Below are 21820 nucleotides of genomic sequence, written 5' to 3'. Positions count from 1 at the left end.
ACCGGCGATTAAGCCGGTATTTTATTTGGCGGGAGGCGCTTCGCTTACCCGCCCTACTTAACAACTTACTTCGCCTTCAACGCCAGCGGGTTAAGTTTCAGTTCCTTATAGTAGTTTACCCACGAAGAGTATCTCTCCGGAGCGGACCACACGCGGTAGTGAAGACGCGCCATCGTGACCGGGTCGCTCAGCAGGACCAGACGACGGTCGCGGTTGAGTTTTTCCGGAGTCTCGTTAAGCGCCTGCTCTACGTGACGATCGCGGGCAATCTCCAGCACCTGGCTTGCGCGGTGACGCGCCGTCGCCATAGCCGTTGCCAGGGCGTTGAATGACGGGTTAAACACGGCGTGCATGAAGCCGTCATCCAGCGTGCGATTTCGGTTCTGCTCCAGGTAACGATCGGTATCCACCAGCACCTGCGGCGGGGAATACTCTTCCGGGATCAGGAACAGCTTCCAGCGTTTGGTCCGCAGCCCCACCGTCGAACGGCTGGAGATCACGGAGACAAACGGCGACAGGATTAGCGAGAAGACAATCGGCGCCAGCCAGAACAGGAAACGCAGATCCAGCCACGCCATCCCGGCCGCCCACACCAGACCCAGCAGCAGCTGAGAACCATGGCGCATAAAGGCTTCGCTCCACGGCGTGGAGTCGTCATCACGCTGCGGTGAGTTCCAGACCACCTCCCAGCCCAGGAATGCGCTGACCACGAACACGGTGTGGAACAGCATACGCACCGGCGCCAGCAGCACGGAGAACAGGACTTCCAGCAGCAGTGAAAGGGTCACGCGGAAGAAACCGCCGTACTCTTTCGAGCCTTTGCACCAGATCAGGATGATGCTGAGCAGCTTAGGCAAGAACAGCAGCACCATGGTCGAGGCAAACAGCGCGATCGCCAGCTCCGGACGCCACTGCGGCCAAACCGGGAACAGCTGCCGCGGTTGCAGGAAGTATTGCGGCTCCGTCAGGGCATGGACAACCTGCAGCGCGGTGGAGAGCGCAAGGAACATAAACCACAGCGGTGCGGAGAGATACGACATCACGCCGGTCAGGAACACCGCACGGTGAACCGGGTGCATCCCTTTAACAAGGAACAGGCGGAAGTTCATCAGGTTACCATGACACCAGCGGCGGTCACGCTTGAGCTCGTCCAGCAGGTTCGGCGGCAGCTCTTCGTACGATCCCGGCAGGTCGTAGGCAATCCAGACGCCCCAGCCAGCACGACGCATCAGCGCCGCTTCTACGAAGTCGTGCGACAGAATAGAGCCGGCAAACGACCCCTCGCCCGGCAGCGGCGCCAGCGCACAGTGCTCAATGAACGGCTTCACGCGGATAATCGCGTTGTGACCCCAGTAGTGCGATTCACCCAGTTGCCAGAAGTGCAGACCCGCCGTAAACAGCGGCCCGTAAACACGGGTTGCGAACTGCTGGCAGCGTGCATAAAGGGTGTCCATTCCGGACGCTTTTGGGGAGGACTGGATAATACCCGCGTTCGGGTTGGCTTCCATCAGACGCACCAGACCACTCAGGCAATCTCCGCTCATGACGGAGTCAGCATCCAGCACCACCATGTAGCTGTACTGGTTACCCCAGCGACGGCAGAAGTCATCAATGTTACCGCTTTTACGCTTCACACGACGACGACGGCGGCGGTAGAAGATCTGGCCTTCGCCCTGCACTTCCGCAATCAGCTCCATCCAGGCTTTTTGCTCTGCAACGCAGATATCCGGGTTGTAGCTGTCGCTCAGGATGTAAACGTCGAAATGCTCCGCGTTGCCGGTGGCCTTTACGGACTCCCAGGTTGCGCGCAGCCCCGCGAATACGCGGTCAACGTCTTCGTTACAGATAGGCATAATCAGCGCGGTACGGTGCTCAGGATTGAGGGGTTCATTCCCGACCGTTGATGCTGAAATGCTGTATTTGTCACGCCCCATCAGCAGCTGCAGGAAGCCCATCAGCGCGGTCCAGAAGCCGGCTGAGACCCAGCAGAAGAGAACCGCGAACAGCAGAAGGATGCCGCTCTGCAGGATGTACGGCAGCAGCTGCATGAAGGAGACCCAGAGATCCTGGCCCATCATGTCCGTCGGGTTTATGAATGCCCAGCCCTGATACGGCAGGATGGTTTTCATATACCAGGTCGCGACGACCGTCTGCGCAAGCGTTAGAAGCAGCAGGATATAGCGACGGATTGTCCCCACGGTACGCCATTTCTGTTCAGACGCCTGCTCTTCTTTCGTCAGGCGTGACAGATAGCGCGGCGTCACATCACGTCCACGCAGGCGATCCCAGAAGCGACCCACCGGGTTGGTGCGCCACGGATCGGGGAACATAGAGGAACGCGTGGCCTTCGGCATCGCCTGAAGCTGATCGCGTCCTTCATCGTCTTTAATCAACTGCCCTTCCGCCAGCGAGTCCGGCCAGGCCTGCTCCAGACGCGCCTTGACTGACCCAAGCGGCGTATCATCATCACGGGAAAACTGACGATGTTCACCATCCAGCGCGGTGTGAACCGCGCGGATGTCGCTCTTAGGCAGTGCCGCTTTTTCGATATCCGTCAGCGGCATGGCATCAATATATTCAGATGTATTATTCATTGGCAGGTAGCTGATAGCTCCAGGTTTCACTCAGCGGCTGATCGTTACTGACCAGCGCAGCACGCATTTCAGTGGTCTGTTTCGGATCTTTCACTTTCACGCGCAGGGTCAGACGCCAGCCTTTGGTTACCGGGTTGTAACGCACGGTATTCTCAACGATTTCACCGTTATCACCGATGCTGGCCTGAGCGGCAACGGCGGTATCCGGTGCCAGTTTCTTCATATCCTGGCCCGTGAAGTCCACGACAAACGCCACGGTGCCGTCAGGCTGACGAATCAGATTAGACTGCTTCACATCACCCGTTGAGCGGCGAGTCTGCATCACATACGCGTTATCCGGCGCATGCAGCTTATCTTCGTCGCGGCTGAAGGTAATGGTGTACTTGAAGTTCATCTCTTTACCGGCTTCCGGCAGCTGATCCGGCGTCCAGTAAGCAACGATGTTATCGTTGGTTTCGTCGTTGGTTGGAATTTCTACCAGTTCGACCTTACCTTTACCCCAGTCACCGTTTGGCGTGACCCAGGCGCTTGGACGCTGGTCATAGCGATCGTCCAAATCTTCAAAACGGGAGAACTGACGACCACGCTGCAGCAGGCCAAAACCTTGTGGGTTTTCCATCGCGAAGCTGCTCACCGCCAGATGTTTCGGGTTATTCAGCGGACGCCAGATCCACTCACCGTTACCGGCATGAATCGACAGACCGTTGGAGTCGTGCAGTTCCGGGCGGAAGTTGGTTGCCGGTGACGGCTGGTTCGGCCCAAACAGGAACATGCTGGTCAGCGGCGCAACGCCCAGTTTGCCCACTTTATCACGCAGGTAAACCTTAGACTGTACGTCAACCACCGTGTCGCGGCCCGGCATAATCACAAAGCGATAGGCCCCGGTCGCACGCGGCGAATCCAGCAGCGCGTAAATAGTCAGACGTTTATCCGTTGGTTTTGGACGTTCAATCCAGAACTCACGGAAACGTGGGAACTCTTCACCTGATGGTAGCGCGGTATCAATAGCCAGTCCGCGCGCAGAAAGCCCGTATACCTGCCCCGCGCCAATCACGCGGAAGTAGCTGGCACCAAGCATACTGACGATTTCGTCGTTTTTATCTTTGCTGTTGATCGGGTAAAGCACCTTAAAGCCTGCGAAGCCCAGGTCTTTCACCGTATCTTTGTCGTGTTGCACATTGCCAAAATTAAAGTAATCCGGGCTGTATTTGATCTTACGTACCGCTGTTGCCGTCACTTCATTGATGGCAACAGGCGTGTCGAAGTACATACCCTGATGATAAAACTCAAGCTTGAACGGGGTTTTAATATTGCTCCAGTACGCTTTGTCGTGATTGAACTGGATCTGCTGATAGTCCGCATACTTCATGTCGCGGAAAACGGAGGGCAAGTTACTTTTCGGCGCTTCGTAGCTCTTGCCTGCCATCGATTTTGCCTGTTTTGCGACATCGTCGATGTTAAAGGCCAGTGCCGATGAGGTATACAGTGATAACACCACTGCAGCACCCAACCAACGCATTTTCATCATCTGTGGTTTATGTTTCATAATAAGTAAGCACTTCCCCCTTTGTGTGCTTATATCGATCCGATCCATTTTAATGGAAACTCAGGCAATCCGACAACATTATCACTGCTTTGTTCAGCTGCTGGCTCATGGATTAAGCAAATGAAAGAACCCGCTATTCACTTTGCGTGCTTATCCTGGAGACAGGGTGTCGGTCTTGGTGTAGGGTTGGCTTCGAATGTAACCATTATGAGTCTTAGGGATAAGACGAAAAGTCTGAGAATGCACAACGTTATATGAGCACAACACCAACAGAACGTGAATATTTCCTCGACTCGATCAGGGCCTGGCTGATGCTATTGGGGATCCCCTTTCACATTTCACTGATTTACTCCAGCCATACCTGGCACGTGAATAGCCAGATGCCCTCCTGGTGGCTGACGCTGTTTAACGACTTTATTCACGCCTTTCGTATGCAGGTTTTCTTCGTCATATCCGGCTATTTTTCTTACATGCTGTTTCTGCGATACCCGCTTAAGCGATGGTGGAAAGTACGCGTGGAGCGCGTGGGCATCCCCATGCTCACCGCAATTCCGCTGCTGACGCTGCCTCAGTTCATTATGCTGCAATACGTCAAAGGCAAAGCGGAGAACTGGCCGAATCTGACGCTGTATGAAAAGTACAATACGCTGGTCTGGGAGTTGGTGTCTCACCTGTGGTTCCTGCTGGTCCTTGTGGTGCTCACAACGGTAAGTCTGTTGATTTTTAGCCGCCTGCGCCACCATCTGAGCGCAAAAGCCGACACCTTCTTCGCCAACGTTACGATGGGCAAACTGTCAGTGCTATTCTTGCTGTTGGGGATCGCTTATGCCGCCGTGCGACGGACGCTGCTTATCGTCTATCCGCCTATTTTGAGCGACGGGTTATTTAATTTCGTGGTGATGCAGTCACTGTTCTACATTCCGTTCTTTTTAATCGGCGCGCTGGCTTTTATTCATCCAAAGCTTAAATCGCTGTTTGTCACCCCGTCACCGTGGTGCGCGCTGGGGGCAACCTTCGCGTTCGCTGCATATCTGCTGAATCAGCGCTACGGCAGCGGCGACGCCTGGATGTATGAAACGGAAAGCGTGATCACGATGCTGCTGGGCCTGTGGATGGTGAACGTGGTATTCGCGCTGGGCCATCGTTTGCTGAACTTTAAGTCCAGCCGCGTGACTTACTTCGTTAATGCATCACTGTTTATCTATCTGGTGCATCATCCGTTGACGCTTTTCTTCGGGGCTTACATCACACCGCACATCGCCTCCAACACGCTGGGCTTCTTTACCGGGCTGGTTTTTGTGGTAGGGGTGGCGATCGTACTTTACGAAATCCATCTGCGGATCCCGCTCCTGCGTTTCCTCTTTTCAGGAAAACCGCAGGCAAAAGCCTCATAAACCACGCGGCGCACCAGATGCGCCGCGTTTGCTTCAGCTTTCCAGCTCTTGTTTGCGCTGAGTCAGAAGCCGCTGATAAAGATGCGTGGTGTCGTCGTCAAAACAGACAAAAATCACCTTCTCTGGCAGCGGTTTTAACGACAGATAGCGGTAAACGGTTTCTACAGCGATCGTTGCGGCTGCCGCCTTAGGATAACCATACACGCCGGTGCTGATAGCCGGGAACGCCATCGTTTTATAACCGTTGTCGGCGGCCAGTCGCAGACAGTTCCGGTAAGCCTCTTCCAGAATACTCGCCTCGTGCCGATCGCCACCGTGCCAGACGGGCCCAACGGCATGAATAACCGCTCTGGCGGGCAGATTGCCCGCCAGCGTAATTACCGCATGACCGGGAGGACATTCGCCCTGCTGTTGCCGCACGGTTTTACAGGCTTCGAGCAGCTGCGGTCCGGCAGCACGGTGAATAGCCCCGTCCACACCGCCTCCCCCCATCAGGGAAGGATTGGCCGCATTGACGATGACGTCGACGTGCATTGTCGTAATATCGCCTTGAATAATTTCAATTTGCGGTTTCATAAAGCCCCTCTGCAATCCGCCTTTTTCTTAAGTGTATCGCAGAGGTGACCGGGAGAAAAAACTATCAGAAAAAATCCTCTTCCACCGCAGAGCGGAGAGAACGCGCATTAGCGATACTGGATTTCAATAACTGCAAGCGTTTTTTCAGGATTAAGGTATTTCATATTGAGCGTTGCCAGGTTTGAGTCGCTCACTTTCCCGTTAAGCGCCTCTTCATAGCTGACCATACGCGTTTGCATACGGTTATTATTTGGACATGACATTGCAAATTGTTGCTTCTGCGGAGTGACTTCACAAGGGTCGGCGACGATAGCACCGCGAAAATGTATGACACCGCCGTCAACAACTGTGGCCGAATAAGCCGGGATACTCAAAGCAGAAACGACCAGACCCAGACCTGCTACGAGTCGAGCAAAATAGTTGTTCATTATAGGTACTCCTCAATGAAAATCGTCCATGAGGGGTAAACGCGCTTCATTTATTACGGCAAACGAAGTTTCACGTTACGGAACATAACGACCTGGTCCCTGATATCAGCATAGCTCAACGGCACAGACCCGCCACATTCACAACATATTGATTTAATACATTTTTATAGCGGGCGTTCCGCTGGCGACCACTGTTGTGATAAATGAAGCGATTTTCCATCTGTAACGGTGACAACGATTTTTACCGTGTCTCCTGCATTAATATTTAAACTCAGGCGCATTAAATCAATCGTCTGATTAGCGGGTATAAAAAGTGTGTTTTGCTGCCGGGAAGAACTTTGCCCCCCCTGCCCTTCTCGTAAAGAAACAATCTGAACCTGACAATCACACGACTGCGTAAGAGTGACCTGAGGAATAATGGTGGTCATATTTTCCTGCTGCGACGTTTTGAAGGTGATCTGACTGGAAAGCGCGGCCAGGAGAATTAAGGTATTCATGATGAACTCCCGAAAAAAAACAGGGCTGATGCCCTGTTTTTTTGTAGCACAGATTTCAGTATCAGTACTGATGAGCTGTCGCGTGGTTACCAAAACCGATCTGGGTAACGTTGACAGTAGAGTTAGAGGCAGTCTGGTCAACGAGTGCGCCGTTAAAGCCGCCGGACTGGCTAACGTTCATAACAGATTTTTTACTGTTCCACTGATCAAGTGTTGCACTGTTGCCGAATCCTTTCTGGGTCAGGTTGATTTTACTGTCATCAGAACCCTGACCAACGTCAGCGCCGTTACCGCCACCTTTCTGGGTAATATTCAGCACGGAATTTCTGGCGTCTGTCTGCAGAGCAACCGCGGAGTTACCGCCACCGTCCTGATAAATATTCAGGGTTGAATTTGGACCACTGTATCCGCCATGACCATGCCCATGACCCCAGCCGCCCTGATTAATAGAACCCGCCATAGCACTACCAGAAACTACGATTGCTGCAAGCGCTGCCACTTTGAGAAATTTCATGGTAAACCCCCATCGGATTGATTAAAGTCGTCGCGAAAGCGCTAATGTTGAATAACGTTAATCGCCATTTGCGACTGTTTCTGCACTACAACTGCGGTTTTCTGCGTACCGTACTGCGTAATATTTGCTCTATTACCCGACCCTTTCTGGATAATTTTCGCGCTATTACCGTATCCATCTTGCGTAATACCTGCATCATTCGCGTTTCCGCTCTGATCGATCCAGGCTATATTGTAACTCCCTGATTGATCAACTCTCGCTCTGTTGCCTGCCCCATCCTGGGAAACAATGGACAATAGTTTCGAACCTTCCTGGCGAACCTGAGCGTCATTGAAAACACCCTGTTGACCAATAATGGCTGCCTGATTGAGTGATGAAAGACTTAATTCGTTAACCGCAAAGTTATATTCAGCATTTGCTAAATCTGAATTCGCTGCGGTTACAAATCCAGGCGCACCCAGTAATGTAAACATCATAAATAACGATGTGTATTTCATGTTGTCACCCTGGACCTGGTTATTGAATAACTCCATAACTCTATAACAGTGTCACATGTAAAAACGATTCGTTTTGTGTTAACGCGTCGTTACGGTGAAGAGTATGTCCGCTGAAACATTTTAAATATCTCACCCGCGCGGCTTATTTTTATTTTTCAGATCACCACAAAGTCGTAATTTACATCAAAAACCACTTTATTCAGGCCAGCTTATATTTTTTATTAAATGCATTTTTCGAAAGGGTTGTACAGCAAGATAAAAGCTGTCCAAGCCTCCTCCCGGGGTGTTTAAACGTAACGGCATGAGAACATTTTTTCTCAGCACGTGACACGAGGTCTCTTTTCTTAAGCCAGACTGCTGCTCATTCGAGGGCTTAGTAAAAACCTGTAACTCATACAAAATTATTGCTTTATAAAAATAATAAATATCCATTTAAATCATGCAATTAAAAATATTTGTATGATTTTTAAAATCTGTGCAGCTCTATTTATGTGTACAACTTTCTCATCAATTCTCGCCATTCAAAACAACTCAATTTCACAAATTAATATTGATTTTTACATTATGTTACATGTTTAACACTTGCTTTAAACTTCGTAAAAGCTAGATTGAAATTAGATGTACGAAATTGGTTTTATATTTACCTCCCTGTGGAGGTTATGGTCTGATTCTACACACAGCAGTGCAACATCTGTCAGTACTTCTGGTGTCCTCTTTTAAACAGGAGGACAGCTGCCAGGTGCCAATTAAAGTGGGGTTTCATCATGTATAATGAAGTCCATAGTTTACATGGTCATACATTACTGTTGATCACAAAACCTTCTCTGCAAGCGACAGCATTATTACAACATTTAAAGCAATCTTTATCACTGAACGGGAAATTGCATAATATTCAACGTTCTTTTGATGATATTGCACCTGGCAGCATCATTCTTTTCGATATGATGGAAGCGGATAAAAAACTTATCCATTACTGGCAAGATATTTTAAGCAGGAAAAACAACAATATCCGTGTGCTATTGTTGAATACGCCTGATGAATATCCTTTCAGAGATATTGAAAGCTGGCCGCATATCAATGGCGTGTTCTACGTCACAGAAGAAGAAGACCGGGTAGTTGAGGGTCTGCAAGGTATATTGCGCGGAGAGTGTTATTTTTCGCAAAAGCTTGCCAGTTATCTCATCACGCACTCGGGAAATTATCGTTATAACAGCTCAGAGTCAGCACTGCTCACGCACCGTGAGAAAGAGATCCTGAATAAGTTACGCATTGGTGCTTCAAATATTGAAATCGCCCGTTCGTTATTTATCAGCGAAAATACGGTAAAGACGCACCTTTATAATCTTTTCAAGAAGATAGCTGTGAAAAACAGAACTCAGGCTGTTTCGTGGGCAAACGATAACCTCAGGCGTTAATCACATGAAGCGCACGTTGAGTTGGATCGCCGCAGCGAGTTTCCTGCTCGCTGCCGGGAATCTGAAGGCCGTCGAGGTCGAAGTTCCCGGATTGTTAACAGACCACACTGTTTCATCGGTCGGGCACAGTTTTTACCGTGCCTTTAGTGATAAATGGGACAGTACTTATACCGGAAATATAACGATCAACGAGCGGCCCAGTGCACGATGGGGAAGTTGGATAACAATAACGGCTAATCAGTACGTTATTTATCAAACGTTTTTATTCCCCACAAAAATGGACTTCGATAAAAACGTAGCCCTGGCACTGGCACAATCAGAAGACGCTATTAATCGCCTGCAAATAGATAAAGCCCTATTAAGCACTAGCGATTTAGCAAAAGACGAGTTCTAGCGAACCGATATGCGGAGGCTGTCATGCGTATTGCATATGCAGTTGTTTCGATAATGCTAATAACACCCATAAGCTGGGCCGGAAACATGACGTTTCAGTTCCGTAACCCTAACTTTGGCGGTAACCCTAACAACGGCGCGTTCCTGCTGAATGAAGCTCAGGCGCAAAACTCCTATAAGGATCCCAGCTTAAAGGATTTTAGCATTGATACCCCGTCCGCACTGGACAACTTCACTCAAGCTATTCAGTCGCAGATTTTAGGTGGGTTACTGACCAACATTAATACCGGTAAACCCGGCCGGATGGTGACCAACGACTTTATCGTTGATATCGCCAACACTGACGGACAGCTTCAGTTGAACGTGACCGATCGTAAAACCGGAAGAATCTCCACCATTCAGGTTTCCGGTCTACAAAGTAATTCAACTGACTTTTAAACAATAGCTAAATAAGGACAACGATCATGCAGCGCTTCCTGATTTTTGTTGCAGTGTGCTTATTGAGCGGTTGTTTAACTGCTCCACCTAAAGAAGCTGCAAAACCTACGTTAATGCCTCGGGCCCAGAGTTATCGTGATTTAACGCATTTACCTGCTCCAACGGGGAAAATATTTGTCTCCGTATACAACATTCAGGATGAAACCGGGCAATTCAAACCTTACCCGGCAAGTAACTTCTCCACGGCCGTGCCGCAAAGCGCCACCGCGATGCTGGTTACCGCGCTCAAGGATTCGCACTGGTTTATTCCCCTGGAACGTCAGGGTCTCCAGAACCTGTTGAATGAACGTAAAATCATTCGTGCAGCACAGGAAAATGGTACCGTCGCGGCCAATAACCGTACGCCTCTGGAATCTCTGGCGGCAGCGAACGTGATGATTGAAGGATCGATTATTGGCTACGAAAGTAACGTTAAATCGGGTGGAGCGGGCGCGCGGTATTTCGGTATCGGCGCGGATACCCAATACCAGCTCGACCAAATTGCCGTTAACCTGCGTGTGGTCAACGTCAGTACAGGCGAAGTGCTCTCTTCGGTGAACACCAGCAAAACCATACTGTCCTATGAAGTTCAGGCAGGGGTATTCCGCTTCATCGATTACCAGCGTTTGCTGGAGGGTGAAATTGGCTACACCTCCAACGAGCCGGTCATGATGTGTCTGATGTCAGCCATTGAAACCGGCGTGATCTTCTTAATCAACGACGGTATTGACCGCGGGCTGTGGGATCTGCAAAACAAAGCAGACGTGCAGAACCCCATACTGGTGAAATACCGCGATATGTCAGTCCCTCCGGAATCCTGACAGGAAGCGCATAAAAAAGGCGAGATGATTATCTCGCCTTTTTTTATTCGCTCACTGCCGTGACGTTTTGCGCTTTTTCCCGCCGCGACGCCAGCCAAAGACCGCTGTTTTTCATGGCATAGCCAAACAGCAACCCCAGCGCCAGGGAGGGGACCACCAGCTTCCAGTCACCCTGCCCTGCAAAGGTCGCACACGCCCCCATAAAGGTTCCAGGAACAAATGAAAGCAGCAGATGCTTAGCCTGGATGCACATTAAAAAGGCAACAACGCCCGTCATCACGTATCCCAGCATCTCCAGATGCGGCGCCAGCGCGCTGCCTTTCATGATCACCAGCGCCCAGATAACACCGCTCATCAGGGTGCAGCCAGAGATAAAGAGCCCTTTGACGCCCCCCTGCGGGCAGGCGAAATATGCCGTACAGCCAAGGAATCCGGCCCAGCTGAGTAATCCGAGAGACACGGCCACCCATCCCCAAAGTCCGGAGAGAATGCCCGTCGTTATTGCGATACAAAGTAATATGTTCATGGCGCGCATCTTAGCAGAAGCGCACCATAGAAATGCGATCAGAAGTACATTATGTGCAATTTGAAATGCAAGATTGCAGAATTTATGTGACCTATATCACTCTTCATTCTCTTCTTCGAGCTCATCCCACATCGCCGCGATCGCGTCGCGCGTGAGCGGTGCCAGCGTTCTCCAGAATGGCGAGGTAGCATGCGCTTCGACTTTACCAAGGAATGTTCCGACCCACGGCAGCAGGTACGTTTCGAACAGGGTTTCAATAGCTTCGTTCTCATCATCCCCGGCGTTGTCTTCGATCCAGGAGGCAGCAAGCAGCAGCGTACCGATATGATCCGCCGGCGTATCGCTCAGCGGCATACCGCGGGTGGAGAGGAAAGCGCGGACTTCGGCTTCCGTCGCCCCGTCCTGCCAGGCTGAGCGGTATGGCGAAACGCGGCACTCATCGCCGACAAACAGCGCATTGTAGTCCGTCGCAATCTGCTGCATGTCGCAGCTTTTTTGCAGACGTTCCAGTAAATCATCCTGTTCCAGCGGCCAGTTCTGCGCCAGTTTGCCTTCACGAATCAACGTAAAAAGCGGAACCAACAGCGGGTCTTGCGGCTGGCGATAATAGAGCGTACCCAGCACGCGGCAGAGGATGGAAAACTCGTTCATTTTTATTATTCCATTACACAATTAAAGATCGGCAAATTCGGCAATCGGCTCCATTCCGCGGGACTCAAGGAAATCTAGCATGCGGCGTGGGGTCACGTTCAGGATTTGCGCTTCCGGGAAGTTAACATCATTCAGCACTTTCAGGCACTCGCTGAAATCACCCAGCGTGAACGCGGTATGGGAATCTGAGCCCAACGCCACCATGCCGCCCGCATCACGCACGGCGGCCGCCACGGCGCGACAGTTGGCTTCACTGCCCTTACGCGAGTGAACAAAAGAGGAGTTATTAATCTCCAGCGCCACGCGGTGCTTCGCTGCCGCCTGCGCGACAGCCTGAATATCAATCGGATATTTTGGGTTACCGGGATGGCTGATAATGTGCACATTGCCGCTGGCAATGGTGGCAATCATCGCCGCGGTATTGGTCTCTTTCTCCTGAGGAGCAAAAACCGGCTCATGGAAGCCGGCGAGGATAAGGTCAAGAGACGTCAGCATCGGGCCGGTGCAGTCGATCTCACCGTCGGTATTTTTGATGTTTGCCTCAATGCCGCGCAGTATCCCAATGCCGTCCACCAGACGTGGCCAGATCCGCATATTCACAAAATGCCAGTAGTGCGGCGCATCAGCCATATCCGGGCCATGATCGGTGATCGCGAACAGCTTGATGCCTTTAAGCTTCGCCTGGGCGATATAATCATGGAGGTTGCTATAAGCGTGGGTACTGGCGACGGTGTGCATATGCAGGTCAACGGGATACATCTCTCTCTCCTCTGCGGTTTTTCCAAAGGATAGCAGTTATCAGCGGCGAATATTAGCAAAAACCCGGCGAACGCCGGGTTTATCTCAGTAGCCGCGCTGTCTGTCGACCTGGCCGGTGACCGGGTTACCCTTTTCCAGTTCGCTGATGGTATGTGATATATACGCCACCGCTTCTGCCGGACGCGTCACGGCGGCCACGTGCGGGGTCATCGCGACGCGCGGGTGCGCCCACAGCGGGCTTTCCGCGGGTAGCGGCTCACGGCTATAGACATCCAGCATGGCGCCTTTTAGCTTTCCGCTGTCCAGCGCCTTCAGCAGATCGAGCTCGACCAGATGCACCCCGCGCGCCAGGTTCATCAGGTAGCTCCGATCGACGAGCTGATTGAGCAACGCTTCATTGATGATACCGACCGTTTCCGCCGTATTGGGCAGCAGGTTGATGAGCACGCGCGTCCCGTTCAGAAAGGCCGGGAGTTCATCCGTCCCGGCAAAGCTCTCTACGCCCGGATAATCTTTGCGGCTGCGACTCCAGCAGCGCAGCGGAAAGCCCCACGGAGCAAGGGCTTCAGCCACTTTTGAGCCCAGCACGCCCGCGCCGAGGATGCCGATGGTAAAGTCTTCACGACGGTAATCCGGCAGCGGCTCCCAGCGGGCCTGCTGCTTAAATGCCTGATAGTCATCAAAGCGGCGGAACCAGTGCAGAACCTGGCTCACGGCATATTCCTGCATCTGCTGGCCCATTCCGGTATCTTCCAGGCGAAACAGTGGAACGTCTTCCGGCAGCATTTCAGGGTGTGCCTTAAGTTTGCTCAGAATGGAATCCACGCCGGCTCCCAGGGCAAAAACGGCCTTCAGCTTGCGGCCCTGGAGCATTTCTACCGGAGGATGCCAAACCAGCGCATAGTCAGCATGTTCATTATCGCCGCGCTTCCACTCGCGTACGCGTGCGCCGGGCAGCGCCGCCGAAAGTGCGTCAATCCAGTAAGCGTTATCAAATGTAGGGTGATAGAAGAGAATATCCATGGTCATTCCTGCCTTTTATTGCGCTGTTTTGCTTTCATTTTCAAGTGGATTGTCAGCATAACAAATTTATCAGGAAACCGCGTTGCTGATAAAAGAGGCATTTTATGCACATTTAAGAATCATGTTGCCTGAAGTTTGTCTAAACGCGCTAAATTACTGAAAAAGTGAGTTGACGGCAGTTCGGCTTTTCCTTACATTAGCGCCCGTCCCGTCAACAACGGGATGACAATATGGTGAGGTGTCCGAGTGGCTGAAGGAGCACGCCTGGAAAGTGTGTATACGGCAACGTATCGGGGGTTCGAATCCCCCCCTCACCGCCATATTTAAAGAAGAGCTCGCATGAAAATGCGGGCTTTTTTTTCGCATATTGTACGCATGCAGGGGGGATTCGGACCTTGTGGCTCTGTGCGAAACTCATGTCGAGTGGCGCTGCGCTTACCCGACCTGGAAAAAACTAGTCTTCCACCATCTTCGCATACTCTTCGGTCAGAAAATCTACCAGCGCCCTAACGGAGGGCAGCAAACCGCGTCTTGAAGGATAAACGGCATGAATCACTTCCCGTCTGGGTTCCCATGCCTCAAGCACCCGAACCAGCTCACCGGACGCAAGCTGATCCTTCACCATCAAAATCGGCAACTGCACCACGCCAATGCCTGCCATGGCGGCTTCACGCAGCGCGAGCATATCCGTACTGATCAAACGGGGATGGTAATGGATCTCCGCTTTCGCCCCGTCGGGTCCGGAAAGTGCCCACTTATGGTTGTGCTTTCCCTCCCCCATACTTAATCCAGGCCAGGCGCTGAGTTCAGACGGCATTGACGGTTCCCCCAGACGGGCAATCAACGCCGGGCTTGCCACCAGGCAATGCCCCCTGTCAGCCAGCACCCTTAGCACCAGGTCACTGTCATCAAACGGACGCGGGCGTACGCGGATCGCGATATCCACGCCCTCTCCCACCAGATCTACACGCCGGTTAGTCGCCTCAAGCTGAAGATTGATCCCGGGGTAGCGCGCCATAAATCTTGCCAGCATCGGACCAACGTGGACATGCAGTAAGGTTATCGGGCACGTGATCCTGACGATACCGCGCGGTTCGGCCTGCAGTGCCGCCACGGCTTCCTCGGCAGCCTCGGCCTCCACCATCATCGCTTTGCAGTGCTGATAGAACGTCTGGCCGACCTCGGTCACCGTAAAATGCCGGGTTGTTCTATGGATGAGTCGCACGCCGAGACGCTCTTCCAGCTGCCCTATCCGGCGGCTTAGCCTGGACTTTGGCAGGTCAAGCGCCCTTCCCGCCGCAGCAAAGCCACCGTAGTCCACCACCTTCACAAACCAGACAAAGTCATTGAGATCCTGCATAAAACCTCATCGTTCTATTTTCAGAACAGTGAATGCCATTTTCACTATCTACCGGGATATTGACCCTGAATATAAGCTAATTACATCAACAGAACATCAGGAGTTAATCATGAAAAACGTAACAGGCGTTTATACCGCTCCCCGTCAGCACTGGGTTGGAGATGGTTTCCCAGTCCGTTCAATGTTTTCTTATCAGACGCACGGCAAGCCTCTCAGCCCATTCCTGCTGCTGGACTACGCGGGCCCGTATACCTTTCCGGCTGACGGAGCGAAACGTGGGGTGGGTCAACACCCTCACCGGGGTTTTGAAACGGTCACTATCGTCTATGCCGGTGAAGTGGAGCATCGCGACTCCACGGGTAAAGGCGGCGTCATTGGCCCTGGCGACGTGCAGTGGATGACCGCAGGGGCAGGCATTTTGCACGAGGAGTTCCACTCCAGCGCGTTCTCGCAGAAAGGCGGGGAACTGAAAATGATGCAGCTTTGGGTCAATCTGCCGGCGAAAGACAAGATGGCGGCCCCGGGCTACCAGAGCATCACGAAAGCCGACATCCCGGTGGTGACGCTGCCGGATAACAGCGGTTCGCTGCGAGTTATTGCCGGTCGCTACGACACGGTGACAGGCCCGGCGCACACCTTCTCGCCGCTTAACGTCTGGGACATCGCGCTGAACCAGGGAAGCCATCTGACGCTCAATCAGCCTGAAGGCTGGAGCACGGCGCTGGTCGTGCTTGAAGGCAACATCACGGTGAACGGTGCAACTCAGGCGGGTGAAGCCCAGCTGGTCGTATTGAGTCAGGAAGGTGACAAACTGCACCTGGAGGCGAACAGCGATGCAAAAGTGCTGCTGATGGCCGGCGAGCCGCTGAATGAACCGATCGTGGGCTATGGCCCGTTTGTGATGAACACTAAGAGTGAAATCAATGAAGCCATTCGTGATTTCAATTCCGGCCACTTCGGCCAGATCTGAACGTAATAAAGGAGGACTGCCGCTGCGATCTCCAAGATCCAGCGCCCCCTTGAACCGTCAAGTTCTCGATTCACAGCGTTATCCCCTGCTCCACGGCGTAAAAACCGTGGAGCTGATTATTGCTTAACCGAACAGGCACTAAAGCTGAAAATCTGCTTGACCGTGTCAGCGCAACTCCCTATAGTAGCGCCCCGTTGCCCCCCAAGCGGTCAGGCAGCAAAACAATATGGTGAGGTGTCCGAGTGGCTGAAGGAGCACGCCTGGAAAGTGTGTATACGGCAACGTATCGGGGGTTCGAATCCCCCCCTCACCGCCATATTTGAGATGAGAGCTCGTACGAAAGTACGGGTTTTTTTCTTTTATATTCTCCGAAAAGGGGGGATGAGAATCCCCGACCGGGGTTCGACAACTGGCGCAGCCAGTTGGACAGACTGTGAGTGCAGCGAACAGGCTGCCCGCAGGGCGAGCAAAGCGAGTCAATCCCCCCTCACCGCCATATTTGAGATAAGAGCTCGTACGAAAGTACGGGCTTTTTTCTTTTATATTCTCCGAAAAGGGGGGGATGAGAATCCCCGACCGGGGTTCGACAACTGGCGCAGCCAGTTGGACAGACCGTGAGCGCAGCGAACAGGCTGCCCGCACAAAAAACAAAGCCCGGTTTCCCGGGCCTTGAACGCAACAGCAAACTCAGTAATACGCTTGCAGCGTGCGCTGGCAGAGCGCCGATCGCACGCAGTCCTCTTTGGTGAAACGTACCACCCCAATCATCTCATCTTCCTCAAAACGTGACATGGCGTCGCTCAGTCCGGATTTCACGCCGGACGGCAGGTCACACTGGGTAATATCGCCGTTAACGATAACCGTCACGTTCTCCCCGAGGCGCGTTAAAAACATCTTCATTTGCGCAGCGGTCACGTTCTGAGCCTCGTCAAGAATGACGACCGCATTTTCAAATGTACGTCCGCGCATATAGGCGAACGGCGCGATTTCCACCTTGCCAATCTCTGGCCGCAGGCAGTACTGCATGAAGGATGCACCCAGCCGCTTCACCAGCACGTCATAGACGGGCCTGAAGTACGGGGCAAACTTCTCCGAAATATCACCGGGCAAGAAGCCGAGATCTTCATCAGCCTGCAGTACCGGACGGGTAACAATGATTCTTTCCACGTCCTTATGGATCAGCGCTTCCGCCGCTTTGGCTGCACTGATCCAGGTTTTCCCGCATCCGGCTTCACCGGTTGCAAAGATGAGCTGTTTACTCTCGATAGCATTCAGGTAGTGCGCCTGAGCCTCATTGCGCGCCACAATTGGAGAATTATCACGGCTGTCTCGGGCCATGCCAATTGCTTCTACGCCACTCATCTGCACAAGCGAGGTGACCGATTCTTCTTCACGCTGTTTATGGCTACGTGAATCCCGTCTCAGCACACGTTTTGCTTCGCGACGAGCTTTGATCACTGCTTTTTGTCTTCCCATGGATAGCACCTTGAGTTGTTGGTATTCATCACACGCGCCAGCGTCGGCACGATTATGCGCACGAACATCAGAGGGTTGGCTTCCTTGTAAGCCATTGCTTGCTCTATCGGATGACGATACGGAACAGCTACGCGCACCGTTCTGCACGTCGGTCGAATCAGATTCTTGAGGGAGGGGGGAAAATTTAGTGGTGAGGAAATCGCTGCCGGAGTCTGAGCCTCCGCGCCGGGTGCTGCGGTTGTTATGTTTACCTTGTCCAGTACAGGACGCAACCATTCGCGATCTCCATAGTGATTCAGCGTCACTGCCGGGAACTACCGCTGTCTTATCTTAAGTACATCAGGAGTTATCATAAATGCAACATTTATTTTACCTGAATGCAACTTTTAGGACTGTCCCTACAGTTGAAATCAGTCTCATATAGAAATATTACAGAAATATAACAGGAGGATAGTCATATGAAAAAATAATGTCCCTGCGAATCGTCGCAGGGACAATTATCAGGCTTCAATAAGACCCTGCGCGAGATACACGTTGCTGTCGCGCACGCCCGGCAGGGCAAAGAAATAGCCGCCGCCGATGGGTTTAATGTACTCTTCCAGCGCCTCTCCGTTTAAGCGCTTCTGCACGGTGAGGAAGCCCTTTTCCAGATCGTGCTGGTAGCAGACGAACAGCAGCCCCATATCGAGCTGACCGGAGTTAGTCACGCCGAGCGAGTAGCTGTATCCCCGACGCATCATCAGGCTGGACTGCGTCTCTTTGGTGCGCGGATTGGCCAGACGAATGTGGCTGTCCAGCGCAATCACATCGCCATTCGGATCGCTGGCGTAGTCGGGCACGTCATGCTCGTTCTTCATGCCGAGCGGCGCGCCGCTTTGCTTATCGCGGCCGAAGATCGTCTGCTGCTCTTTGAGCGGCGTGCGGTCCCAGAACTCCACGTGGAACTGGATAATCCTCACCGCCTGGTAGCTGCCGCCCACCGCCCATGCCGGTTCGCCCTGATCGGCAGTGACCCACACCACCTCCTTCATGAGCGCACCATCGTGGCTGTTCGGATTGGCAGTGCCGTCCTTGAAGCCCAGCAGGTTCACCGGAGTCTCTTTCCCCTTGCTGCGGGCGGCGTGGTCCGAGATAAACCCTTCCCGCTTCCAGCGCACGCTCAGCAGATCCGGCGTGTGCTTGATGATGTCGCGCAGGGCGTGGATCACCGTGTCCTGCGTATTGGCGCAAATCTGCAGAAGCAGATCGCCGTGGCAGAGGGCGGCATCCAGGGAATCATTCGGGAAACGCGTCATTTTCTGCAGTGCTTTCGGCTTCTGTTTTGCCAGCCCATAGCGTGTATCAAACAGCGATTCCCCCAGCGAAACGGTAATGGTCAGGTTGTCAGGGGCGATAAACGGCCCCAGAATGCCGGAGTCCATTGGCGGCAGACGCGGGTTCGGCGTATCGGGCGCCGGTCCACCGGCAGTGAGAAACGCGATGCGCGTCGTCAGCAGGCGGAACAGGCGCTCCAGATCGGCTTTATCGCTGGCCAGCGAATCAAAGGCCACCAGCATCATGGACGCCTGCTGCGGCGTCAGGATGCCCGACTGATGCTCGCCATAAAACGGCTGCGTCTCCATGCGGGCATTGGGTGACAGCGTGCCGGGCGCGCTTTGCGGTTTTGCCGCATGCGCTACCGGACACCCGCCAGCCAGAGCAAGCGCCCCCCCCAGCGCCCCTACCCCTTTTAACAACCGACGACGTGAAGGCTCAACCACGTCGTTCTCGCTATGCTTATTCATCGTGCTTAGTCCAGACCCAGTACGCCACGCAGCAGGGAGAGATCTTCCGCCAGGGCGGTAATCGGGCCTTTCAGCGCGTTACGGTCGGCGTCGGTCAGCTTGTCGTAGGTCTCAAACCCGTCTTTGGTGCGGTACTTCGCCAGGATGGTGTCGACTTTTTTGAAGTTGGCATCCACCTTGCCCAGCAGCTCGCCGTTCTCTTTCTGCAGCTGAGGACGCAGCAGGTTAACGATTTTCTGCGCGCCGTCGACGTTGGCCTGGAAGTCCCACAGATCGGTATGGCTATAGCGATCTTCTTCGCCGCTGATTTTGCTCGCGGCCACTTCTTCAATCAGGCCGGCCGCGCCGCCCACCACTTTTGACGGCGGGAAGGCCAGCTCGCTGATGCGCTTTTGCAGCTCCAGCACGTCGCCGTTCAGCTGCTCAGCGTATTTCTCCATCCCTTTGGTGGAATTGTCGCCAAACAGGGCTTTCTCCAGACGGTGGAAACCGGTGAATTTCGGATCGGCGGCCTTCTGCTCGAAATCATCTTCGCGGGCGTCGATGCTGCCATCAAGGTCAGAGAACAGCTCGGCGATCGGCTCGATACGCTCGTAGTGCTGACGGGTTGGCGCATAGAGGGATTTCGCTTTTTCGATGTCACCGGCCTTCACCGCATCGGTAAAGGCTTTGGTTGCCGCCGCCAGGTCCGCCGTCTCTTTCGTGACATAGGCTTTATACGCCGTAATCGCGTCGCCCAGGCTCAGCACCGCAGCGCCTTTCGCTGCATCGGCCGTCGCTTCACCTTTGACGATCAGCTTCCCTTTAGGGTTGGTCAGCAGGCCGCAGGTCATCTCATACTCGCCCGGCTGCAGGTTGGCGGTCATCTTCTGGCTGAAGCCAGGAGCGATATTTTCACGCTCTTCCACCACCAGAACGCCTTTAAGGATCTCCCACTCCAGCGCCTTCTGGCTGTGGTTCTGAATAATAAACTGGGTTTTTCCGCTGTTCACCGTGAGGGTCATCGGCTCACACTGCTTGTCGTTGACGGTGACCTTAACCTGTGGAACATCCGCGCCCCAGGCGGAGAATGCAGAAGCGAACAGCGCGGCAATGCCTGCGCATAACGCACTACGACGGAACTGAATTGCCATGACTCTTCCCTTTAAAAAGTATGTTGTAACTAAATCAACTATTATGGCGTAACGCGAGACGCCTGCGTGCCGGTACGCGGCGGCATTGCGAACAGCACCAGCGCCGGAACCAGATAGATAAAGTAAATCGCCACTTCGCTGACGCTCGGCGTTTCCTGATAGCCGAAGATACCTTCGAGCAGAGTGCCGGTCAGAGAGTGCGTGGAGAGCACGTTGCTAAGGTCGAACGCGACGTCCTGGAAGTGGTTCCACAGGCCCGCTTCATGGAAGGCGCGAATCGCCCCTGCCGCCAGCCCTGCCGCCACCAGCAGAATAAACAGGCTGGTCCACTTGAAGAAAGCGCCCAGGTTCAGGCGGATACCGCCCCAGTACAGCAGGAAACCAAGCACCACGGCCGTGGCGAGACCCAGCATGGCCCCGAGCGGCGGCCAGATCCCCACATCCTGCTGAAACGCCGCCAGCAGGAAGAAAACGGACTCCAGGCCTTCACGCGCGACGGCGAAAAAGACCATCATAATGAGCGCCCAGCCGTGGTTATTCCCCTTTTGCAGCGCGTTATCCACCGCCTGCTCCAGCTGCACCTTCACGTTACGCGAGACTTTACGCATCCAGAACACCATCCAGGTGAGGATCACCACCGCAATCACGGCGACGATACCTTCAAACAGCTCCTGCTCTTTCTGCGGGAACTCGCCGGTGGTTTCGTTGATGAGGACACCTAAGCCCAGGCAGAGCGCCGCGGCAAGGAATACCCCGACCCACATGACGCCAATCCAGCGTCCGCGCTGGGTTCGCTTCAGATAACTGGCGATGAGGCTCACGATGAGGGCGGCTTCGAGCCCTTCACGTAACATAATGAGAAATGGAACAAACATGCCGACACCTTAAATGTTTATCGCGGTCAACTGATGCAAAGAAAGGTAAATTCTTGTGATAGTGATTATCATTACGGCGAAAAGAAAAACAAGCGAAATGTGCGGTGTTTT

Annotated in this window: 22 protein-coding genes, 2 tRNA genes and 1 other RNA gene; 9 read left to right on the top strand and 16 right to left on the bottom strand. The window is 53.2% G+C overall.

Annotated elements, in window-relative coordinates:
- Positions 1-65: 65 nt before the first annotated feature.
- On the bottom strand, positions 66-2594 hold the full coding sequence (mdoH, locus tag FOY93_RS08315; RefSeq protein ID WP_115874713.1) for a glucans biosynthesis glucosyltransferase MdoH: 2529 nt from the start codon (positions 2592-2594) through the stop codon (positions 66-68).
- Entirely contained in the window at positions 2587-4140 is a 1554-nt protein-coding gene (gene mdoG, locus FOY93_RS08310; RefSeq protein ID WP_111966168.1) for a glucans biosynthesis protein MdoG, read from the bottom strand. Before mdoG ends, mdoH begins: the two co-directional genes overlap by 8 nt.
- 254 nt (positions 4141-4394) lie before the next feature.
- Between mdoG and mdoC the strand changes: the two genes are divergently transcribed.
- Positions 4395-5534, top strand: a complete 1140-nt coding sequence (gene mdoC, locus FOY93_RS08305; protein ID WP_133294155.1) for a glucans biosynthesis protein MdoC — start codon at positions 4395-4397, stop codon at positions 5532-5534.
- Between the two features lie 33 nt (positions 5535-5567).
- On the opposite strand, the gene ymdB is transcribed toward mdoC, so the two are convergent.
- The 5 genes from ymdB to csgB form a co-directional block, all read right to left on the bottom strand.
- A complete protein-coding gene (gene ymdB / locus FOY93_RS08300) occupies positions 5568-6110 on the bottom strand; it encodes an O-acetyl-ADP-ribose deacetylase (protein WP_133294154.1) in 543 nt (180 codons plus the stop codon).
- Positions 6111-6217: 107 nt separating this feature from the next.
- The gene (locus FOY93_RS08295) at positions 6218-6538 is read right to left on the bottom strand and encodes a YmdA family protein (protein ID WP_047742227.1); all 321 of its coding nucleotides are present in this window, start codon (positions 6536-6538) and stop codon (positions 6218-6220) included.
- 164 nt (positions 6539-6702) lie between these two features.
- Positions 6703-7035 (bottom strand): curli assembly chaperone CsgC, encoded by a 333-nt coding sequence (gene csgC, locus FOY93_RS08290; protein WP_133294153.1) that lies wholly within the window; start codon positions 7033-7035, stop codon positions 6703-6705.
- 61 nt (positions 7036-7096) lie between these two features.
- Entirely contained in the window at positions 7097-7549 is a 453-nt protein-coding gene (csgA, locus tag FOY93_RS08285) for a curli major subunit CsgA (protein ID WP_008500842.1), read from the bottom strand.
- A 41-nt stretch (positions 7550-7590) separates the two neighbouring features.
- Positions 7591-8046, bottom strand: coding sequence for a curli minor subunit CsgB (gene csgB / locus FOY93_RS08280; protein WP_111966173.1), 456 nt, complete (start codon positions 8044-8046; stop codon positions 7591-7593).
- Between the two features lie 764 nt (positions 8047-8810).
- Between csgB and csgD the strand changes: the two genes are divergently transcribed.
- From csgD to csgG, 4 genes are read left to right on the top strand one after another with little or no spacing between them, the layout of a single operon-like run.
- Positions 8811-9461, top strand: coding sequence for a biofilm master transcriptional regulator CsgD (gene csgD / locus FOY93_RS08275; protein ID WP_021240790.1), 651 nt, complete (start codon positions 8811-8813; stop codon positions 9459-9461).
- 4 nt (positions 9462-9465) lie between these two features.
- The gene (csgE, locus tag FOY93_RS08270) at positions 9466-9855 is read left to right on the top strand and encodes a curli production assembly/transport protein CsgE (protein WP_008500845.1); all 390 of its coding nucleotides are present in this window, start codon (positions 9466-9468) and stop codon (positions 9853-9855) included.
- Positions 9856-9878: 23 nt separating this feature from the next.
- Positions 9879-10292 carry a curli production assembly/transport protein CsgF gene (csgF, locus tag FOY93_RS08265; RefSeq protein WP_023311106.1) on the top strand — a complete coding sequence of 138 codons (414 nt, stop codon included), beginning with the start codon at positions 9879-9881 and terminating at the stop codon, positions 10290-10292.
- 26 nt (positions 10293-10318) lie between these two features.
- A complete protein-coding gene (gene csgG / locus FOY93_RS08260) occupies positions 10319-11152 on the top strand; it encodes a curli production assembly/transport protein CsgG (RefSeq protein ID WP_021240792.1) in 834 nt (277 codons plus the stop codon).
- A 43-nt stretch (positions 11153-11195) separates the two neighbouring features.
- On the opposite strand, the gene FOY93_RS08255 is transcribed toward csgG, so the two are convergent.
- The 4 genes from FOY93_RS08255 to ghrA all read right to left on the bottom strand — a co-directional run bounded on the left by FOY93_RS08255 (position 11196) and on the right by ghrA (position 14111).
- The gene (locus tag FOY93_RS08255; RefSeq protein WP_127730361.1) at positions 11196-11678 is read right to left on the bottom strand and encodes a DUF1097 domain-containing protein; all 483 of its coding nucleotides are present in this window, start codon (positions 11676-11678) and stop codon (positions 11196-11198) included.
- 96 nt (positions 11679-11774) lie between these two features.
- Positions 11775-12329, bottom strand: coding sequence for a TorD/DmsD family molecular chaperone (locus FOY93_RS08250; RefSeq protein WP_033145180.1), 555 nt, complete (start codon positions 12327-12329; stop codon positions 11775-11777).
- Between the two features lie 21 nt (positions 12330-12350).
- Positions 12351-13088, bottom strand: a complete 738-nt coding sequence (locus FOY93_RS08245; RefSeq protein WP_143344926.1) for a phosphatase — start codon at positions 13086-13088, stop codon at positions 12351-12353.
- 84 nt (positions 13089-13172) lie between these two features.
- On the bottom strand, positions 13173-14111 hold the full coding sequence (gene ghrA, locus FOY93_RS08240; protein WP_143344925.1) for a glyoxylate/hydroxypyruvate reductase GhrA: 939 nt from the start codon (positions 14109-14111) through the stop codon (positions 13173-13175).
- Between the two features lie 232 nt (positions 14112-14343).
- Between ghrA and FOY93_RS08235 the strand changes: the two genes are divergently transcribed.
- Positions 14344-14431: transfer RNA gene (locus FOY93_RS08235), tRNA-Ser, on the top strand.
- A gap of 134 nt (positions 14432-14565) precedes the next feature.
- On the opposite strand, the gene FOY93_RS08230 is transcribed toward FOY93_RS08235, so the two are convergent.
- On the bottom strand, positions 14566-15471 hold the full coding sequence (locus FOY93_RS08230) for a LysR family transcriptional regulator (protein WP_136194671.1): 906 nt from the start codon (positions 15469-15471) through the stop codon (positions 14566-14568).
- Positions 15472-15580: 109 nt separating this feature from the next.
- On the opposite strand from FOY93_RS08230, the gene FOY93_RS08225 reads away from it, so the two are divergent.
- The 3 genes from FOY93_RS08225 to FOY93_RS08215 all read left to right on the top strand — a co-directional run bounded on the left by FOY93_RS08225 (position 15581) and on the right by FOY93_RS08215 (position 16937).
- Positions 15581-16441, top strand: a complete 861-nt coding sequence (locus FOY93_RS08225; RefSeq protein ID WP_143344924.1) for a pirin family protein — start codon at positions 15581-15583, stop codon at positions 16439-16441.
- A gap of 228 nt (positions 16442-16669) precedes the next feature.
- Positions 16670-16757 (top strand) — tRNA-Ser (locus tag FOY93_RS08220).
- A gap of 45 nt (positions 16758-16802) precedes the next feature.
- A non-coding RNA gene (locus FOY93_RS08215) (RtT sRNA) lies at positions 16803-16937 on the top strand.
- A gap of 191 nt (positions 16938-17128) precedes the next feature.
- On the opposite strand, the gene phoH is transcribed toward FOY93_RS08215, so the two are convergent.
- From phoH to efeU, 4 genes are all read right to left on the bottom strand, one after another.
- Positions 17129-17917 (bottom strand): phosphate starvation-inducible protein PhoH, encoded by a 789-nt coding sequence (phoH, locus tag FOY93_RS08210; RefSeq protein WP_024908976.1) that lies wholly within the window; start codon positions 17915-17917, stop codon positions 17129-17131.
- Between the two features lie 500 nt (positions 17918-18417).
- The gene (gene efeB, locus FOY93_RS08205) at positions 18418-19701 is read right to left on the bottom strand and encodes an iron uptake transporter deferrochelatase/peroxidase subunit (protein WP_143344922.1); all 1284 of its coding nucleotides are present in this window, start codon (positions 19699-19701) and stop codon (positions 18418-18420) included.
- Positions 19702-19706: 5 nt separating this feature from the next.
- The gene (efeO, locus tag FOY93_RS08200; RefSeq protein ID WP_111964488.1) at positions 19707-20834 is read right to left on the bottom strand and encodes an iron uptake system protein EfeO; all 1128 of its coding nucleotides are present in this window, start codon (positions 20832-20834) and stop codon (positions 19707-19709) included.
- Between the two features lie 41 nt (positions 20835-20875).
- On the bottom strand, positions 20876-21709 hold the full coding sequence (gene efeU, locus FOY93_RS08195; RefSeq protein ID WP_111964489.1) for an iron uptake transporter permease EfeU: 834 nt from the start codon (positions 21707-21709) through the stop codon (positions 20876-20878).
- Between the last annotated feature and the right edge of the window lie 111 nt (positions 21710-21820).

Source organism: Enterobacter sp. 18A13 (assembly GCF_007035975.1).
In the GTDB taxonomy this organism is placed as follows: Bacteria; Pseudomonadota; Gammaproteobacteria; order Enterobacterales; family Enterobacteriaceae; genus Enterobacter; species Enterobacter vonholyi.
This window is presented reverse-complemented; position numbering and strand designations above follow the sequence as displayed.

Bases quoted from the DNA above. Each gene is read 5' to 3' on its own strand.
- efeB (WP_143344922.1), bottom strand. From the start codon at position 19,701: ATGAATAAGCATAGCGAGAACGACGTGGTTGAGCCTTCACGTCGTCGG.
- csgC (WP_133294153.1), bottom strand. From the start codon at position 7,035: ATGAATACCTTAATTCTCCTGGCCGCGCTTTCCAGTCAGATCACCTTC.
- mdoC (WP_133294155.1), top strand. From the start codon at position 4,395: ATGAGCACAACACCAACAGAACGTGAATATTTCCTCGACTCGATCAGG.
- FOY93_RS08225 (WP_143344924.1), top strand. From the start codon at position 15,581: ATGAAAAACGTAACAGGCGTTTATACCGCTCCCCGTCAGCACTGGGTT.
- csgD (WP_021240790.1), top strand. From the start codon at position 8,811: ATGTATAATGAAGTCCATAGTTTACATGGTCATACATTACTGTTGATC.
- csgB (WP_111966173.1), bottom strand. From the start codon at position 8,046: ATGAAATACACATCGTTATTTATGATGTTTACATTACTGGGTGCGCCT.
- mdoG (WP_111966168.1), bottom strand. From the start codon at position 4,140: ATGAAACATAAACCACAGATGATGAAAATGCGTTGGTTGGGTGCTGCA.
- csgF (WP_023311106.1), top strand. From the start codon at position 9,879: ATGCGTATTGCATATGCAGTTGTTTCGATAATGCTAATAACACCCATA.
- efeO (WP_111964488.1), bottom strand. From the start codon at position 20,834: ATGGCAATTCAGTTCCGTCGTAGTGCGTTATGCGCAGGCATTGCCGCG.
- ghrA (WP_143344925.1), bottom strand. From the start codon at position 14,111: ATGGATATTCTCTTCTATCACCCTACATTTGATAACGCTTACTGGATT.
- phoH (WP_024908976.1), bottom strand. From the start codon at position 17,917: ATGGGAAGACAAAAAGCAGTGATCAAAGCTCGTCGCGAAGCAAAACGT.
- ymdB (WP_133294154.1), bottom strand. From the start codon at position 6,110: ATGAAACCGCAAATTGAAATTATTCAAGGCGATATTACGACAATGCAC.
- FOY93_RS08245 (WP_143344926.1), bottom strand. From the start codon at position 13,088: ATGTATCCCGTTGACCTGCATATGCACACCGTCGCCAGTACCCACGCT.
- csgG (WP_021240792.1), top strand. From the start codon at position 10,319: ATGCAGCGCTTCCTGATTTTTGTTGCAGTGTGCTTATTGAGCGGTTGT.
- csgE (WP_008500845.1), top strand. From the start codon at position 9,466: ATGAAGCGCACGTTGAGTTGGATCGCCGCAGCGAGTTTCCTGCTCGCT.
- FOY93_RS08255 (WP_127730361.1), bottom strand. From the start codon at position 11,678: ATGAACATATTACTTTGTATCGCAATAACGACGGGCATTCTCTCCGGA.
- FOY93_RS08250 (WP_033145180.1), bottom strand. From the start codon at position 12,329: ATGAACGAGTTTTCCATCCTCTGCCGCGTGCTGGGTACGCTCTATTAT.
- FOY93_RS08230 (WP_136194671.1), bottom strand. From the start codon at position 15,471: ATGCAGGATCTCAATGACTTTGTCTGGTTTGTGAAGGTGGTGGACTAC.
- mdoH (WP_115874713.1), bottom strand. From the start codon at position 2,594: ATGAATAATACATCTGAATATATTGATGCCATGCCGCTGACGGATATC.
- efeU (WP_111964489.1), bottom strand. From the start codon at position 21,709: ATGTTTGTTCCATTTCTCATTATGTTACGTGAAGGGCTCGAAGCCGCC.
- FOY93_RS08295 (WP_047742227.1), bottom strand. From the start codon at position 6,538: ATGAACAACTATTTTGCTCGACTCGTAGCAGGTCTGGGTCTGGTCGTT.
- csgA (WP_008500842.1), bottom strand. From the start codon at position 7,549: ATGAAATTTCTCAAAGTGGCAGCGCTTGCAGCAATCGTAGTTTCTGGT.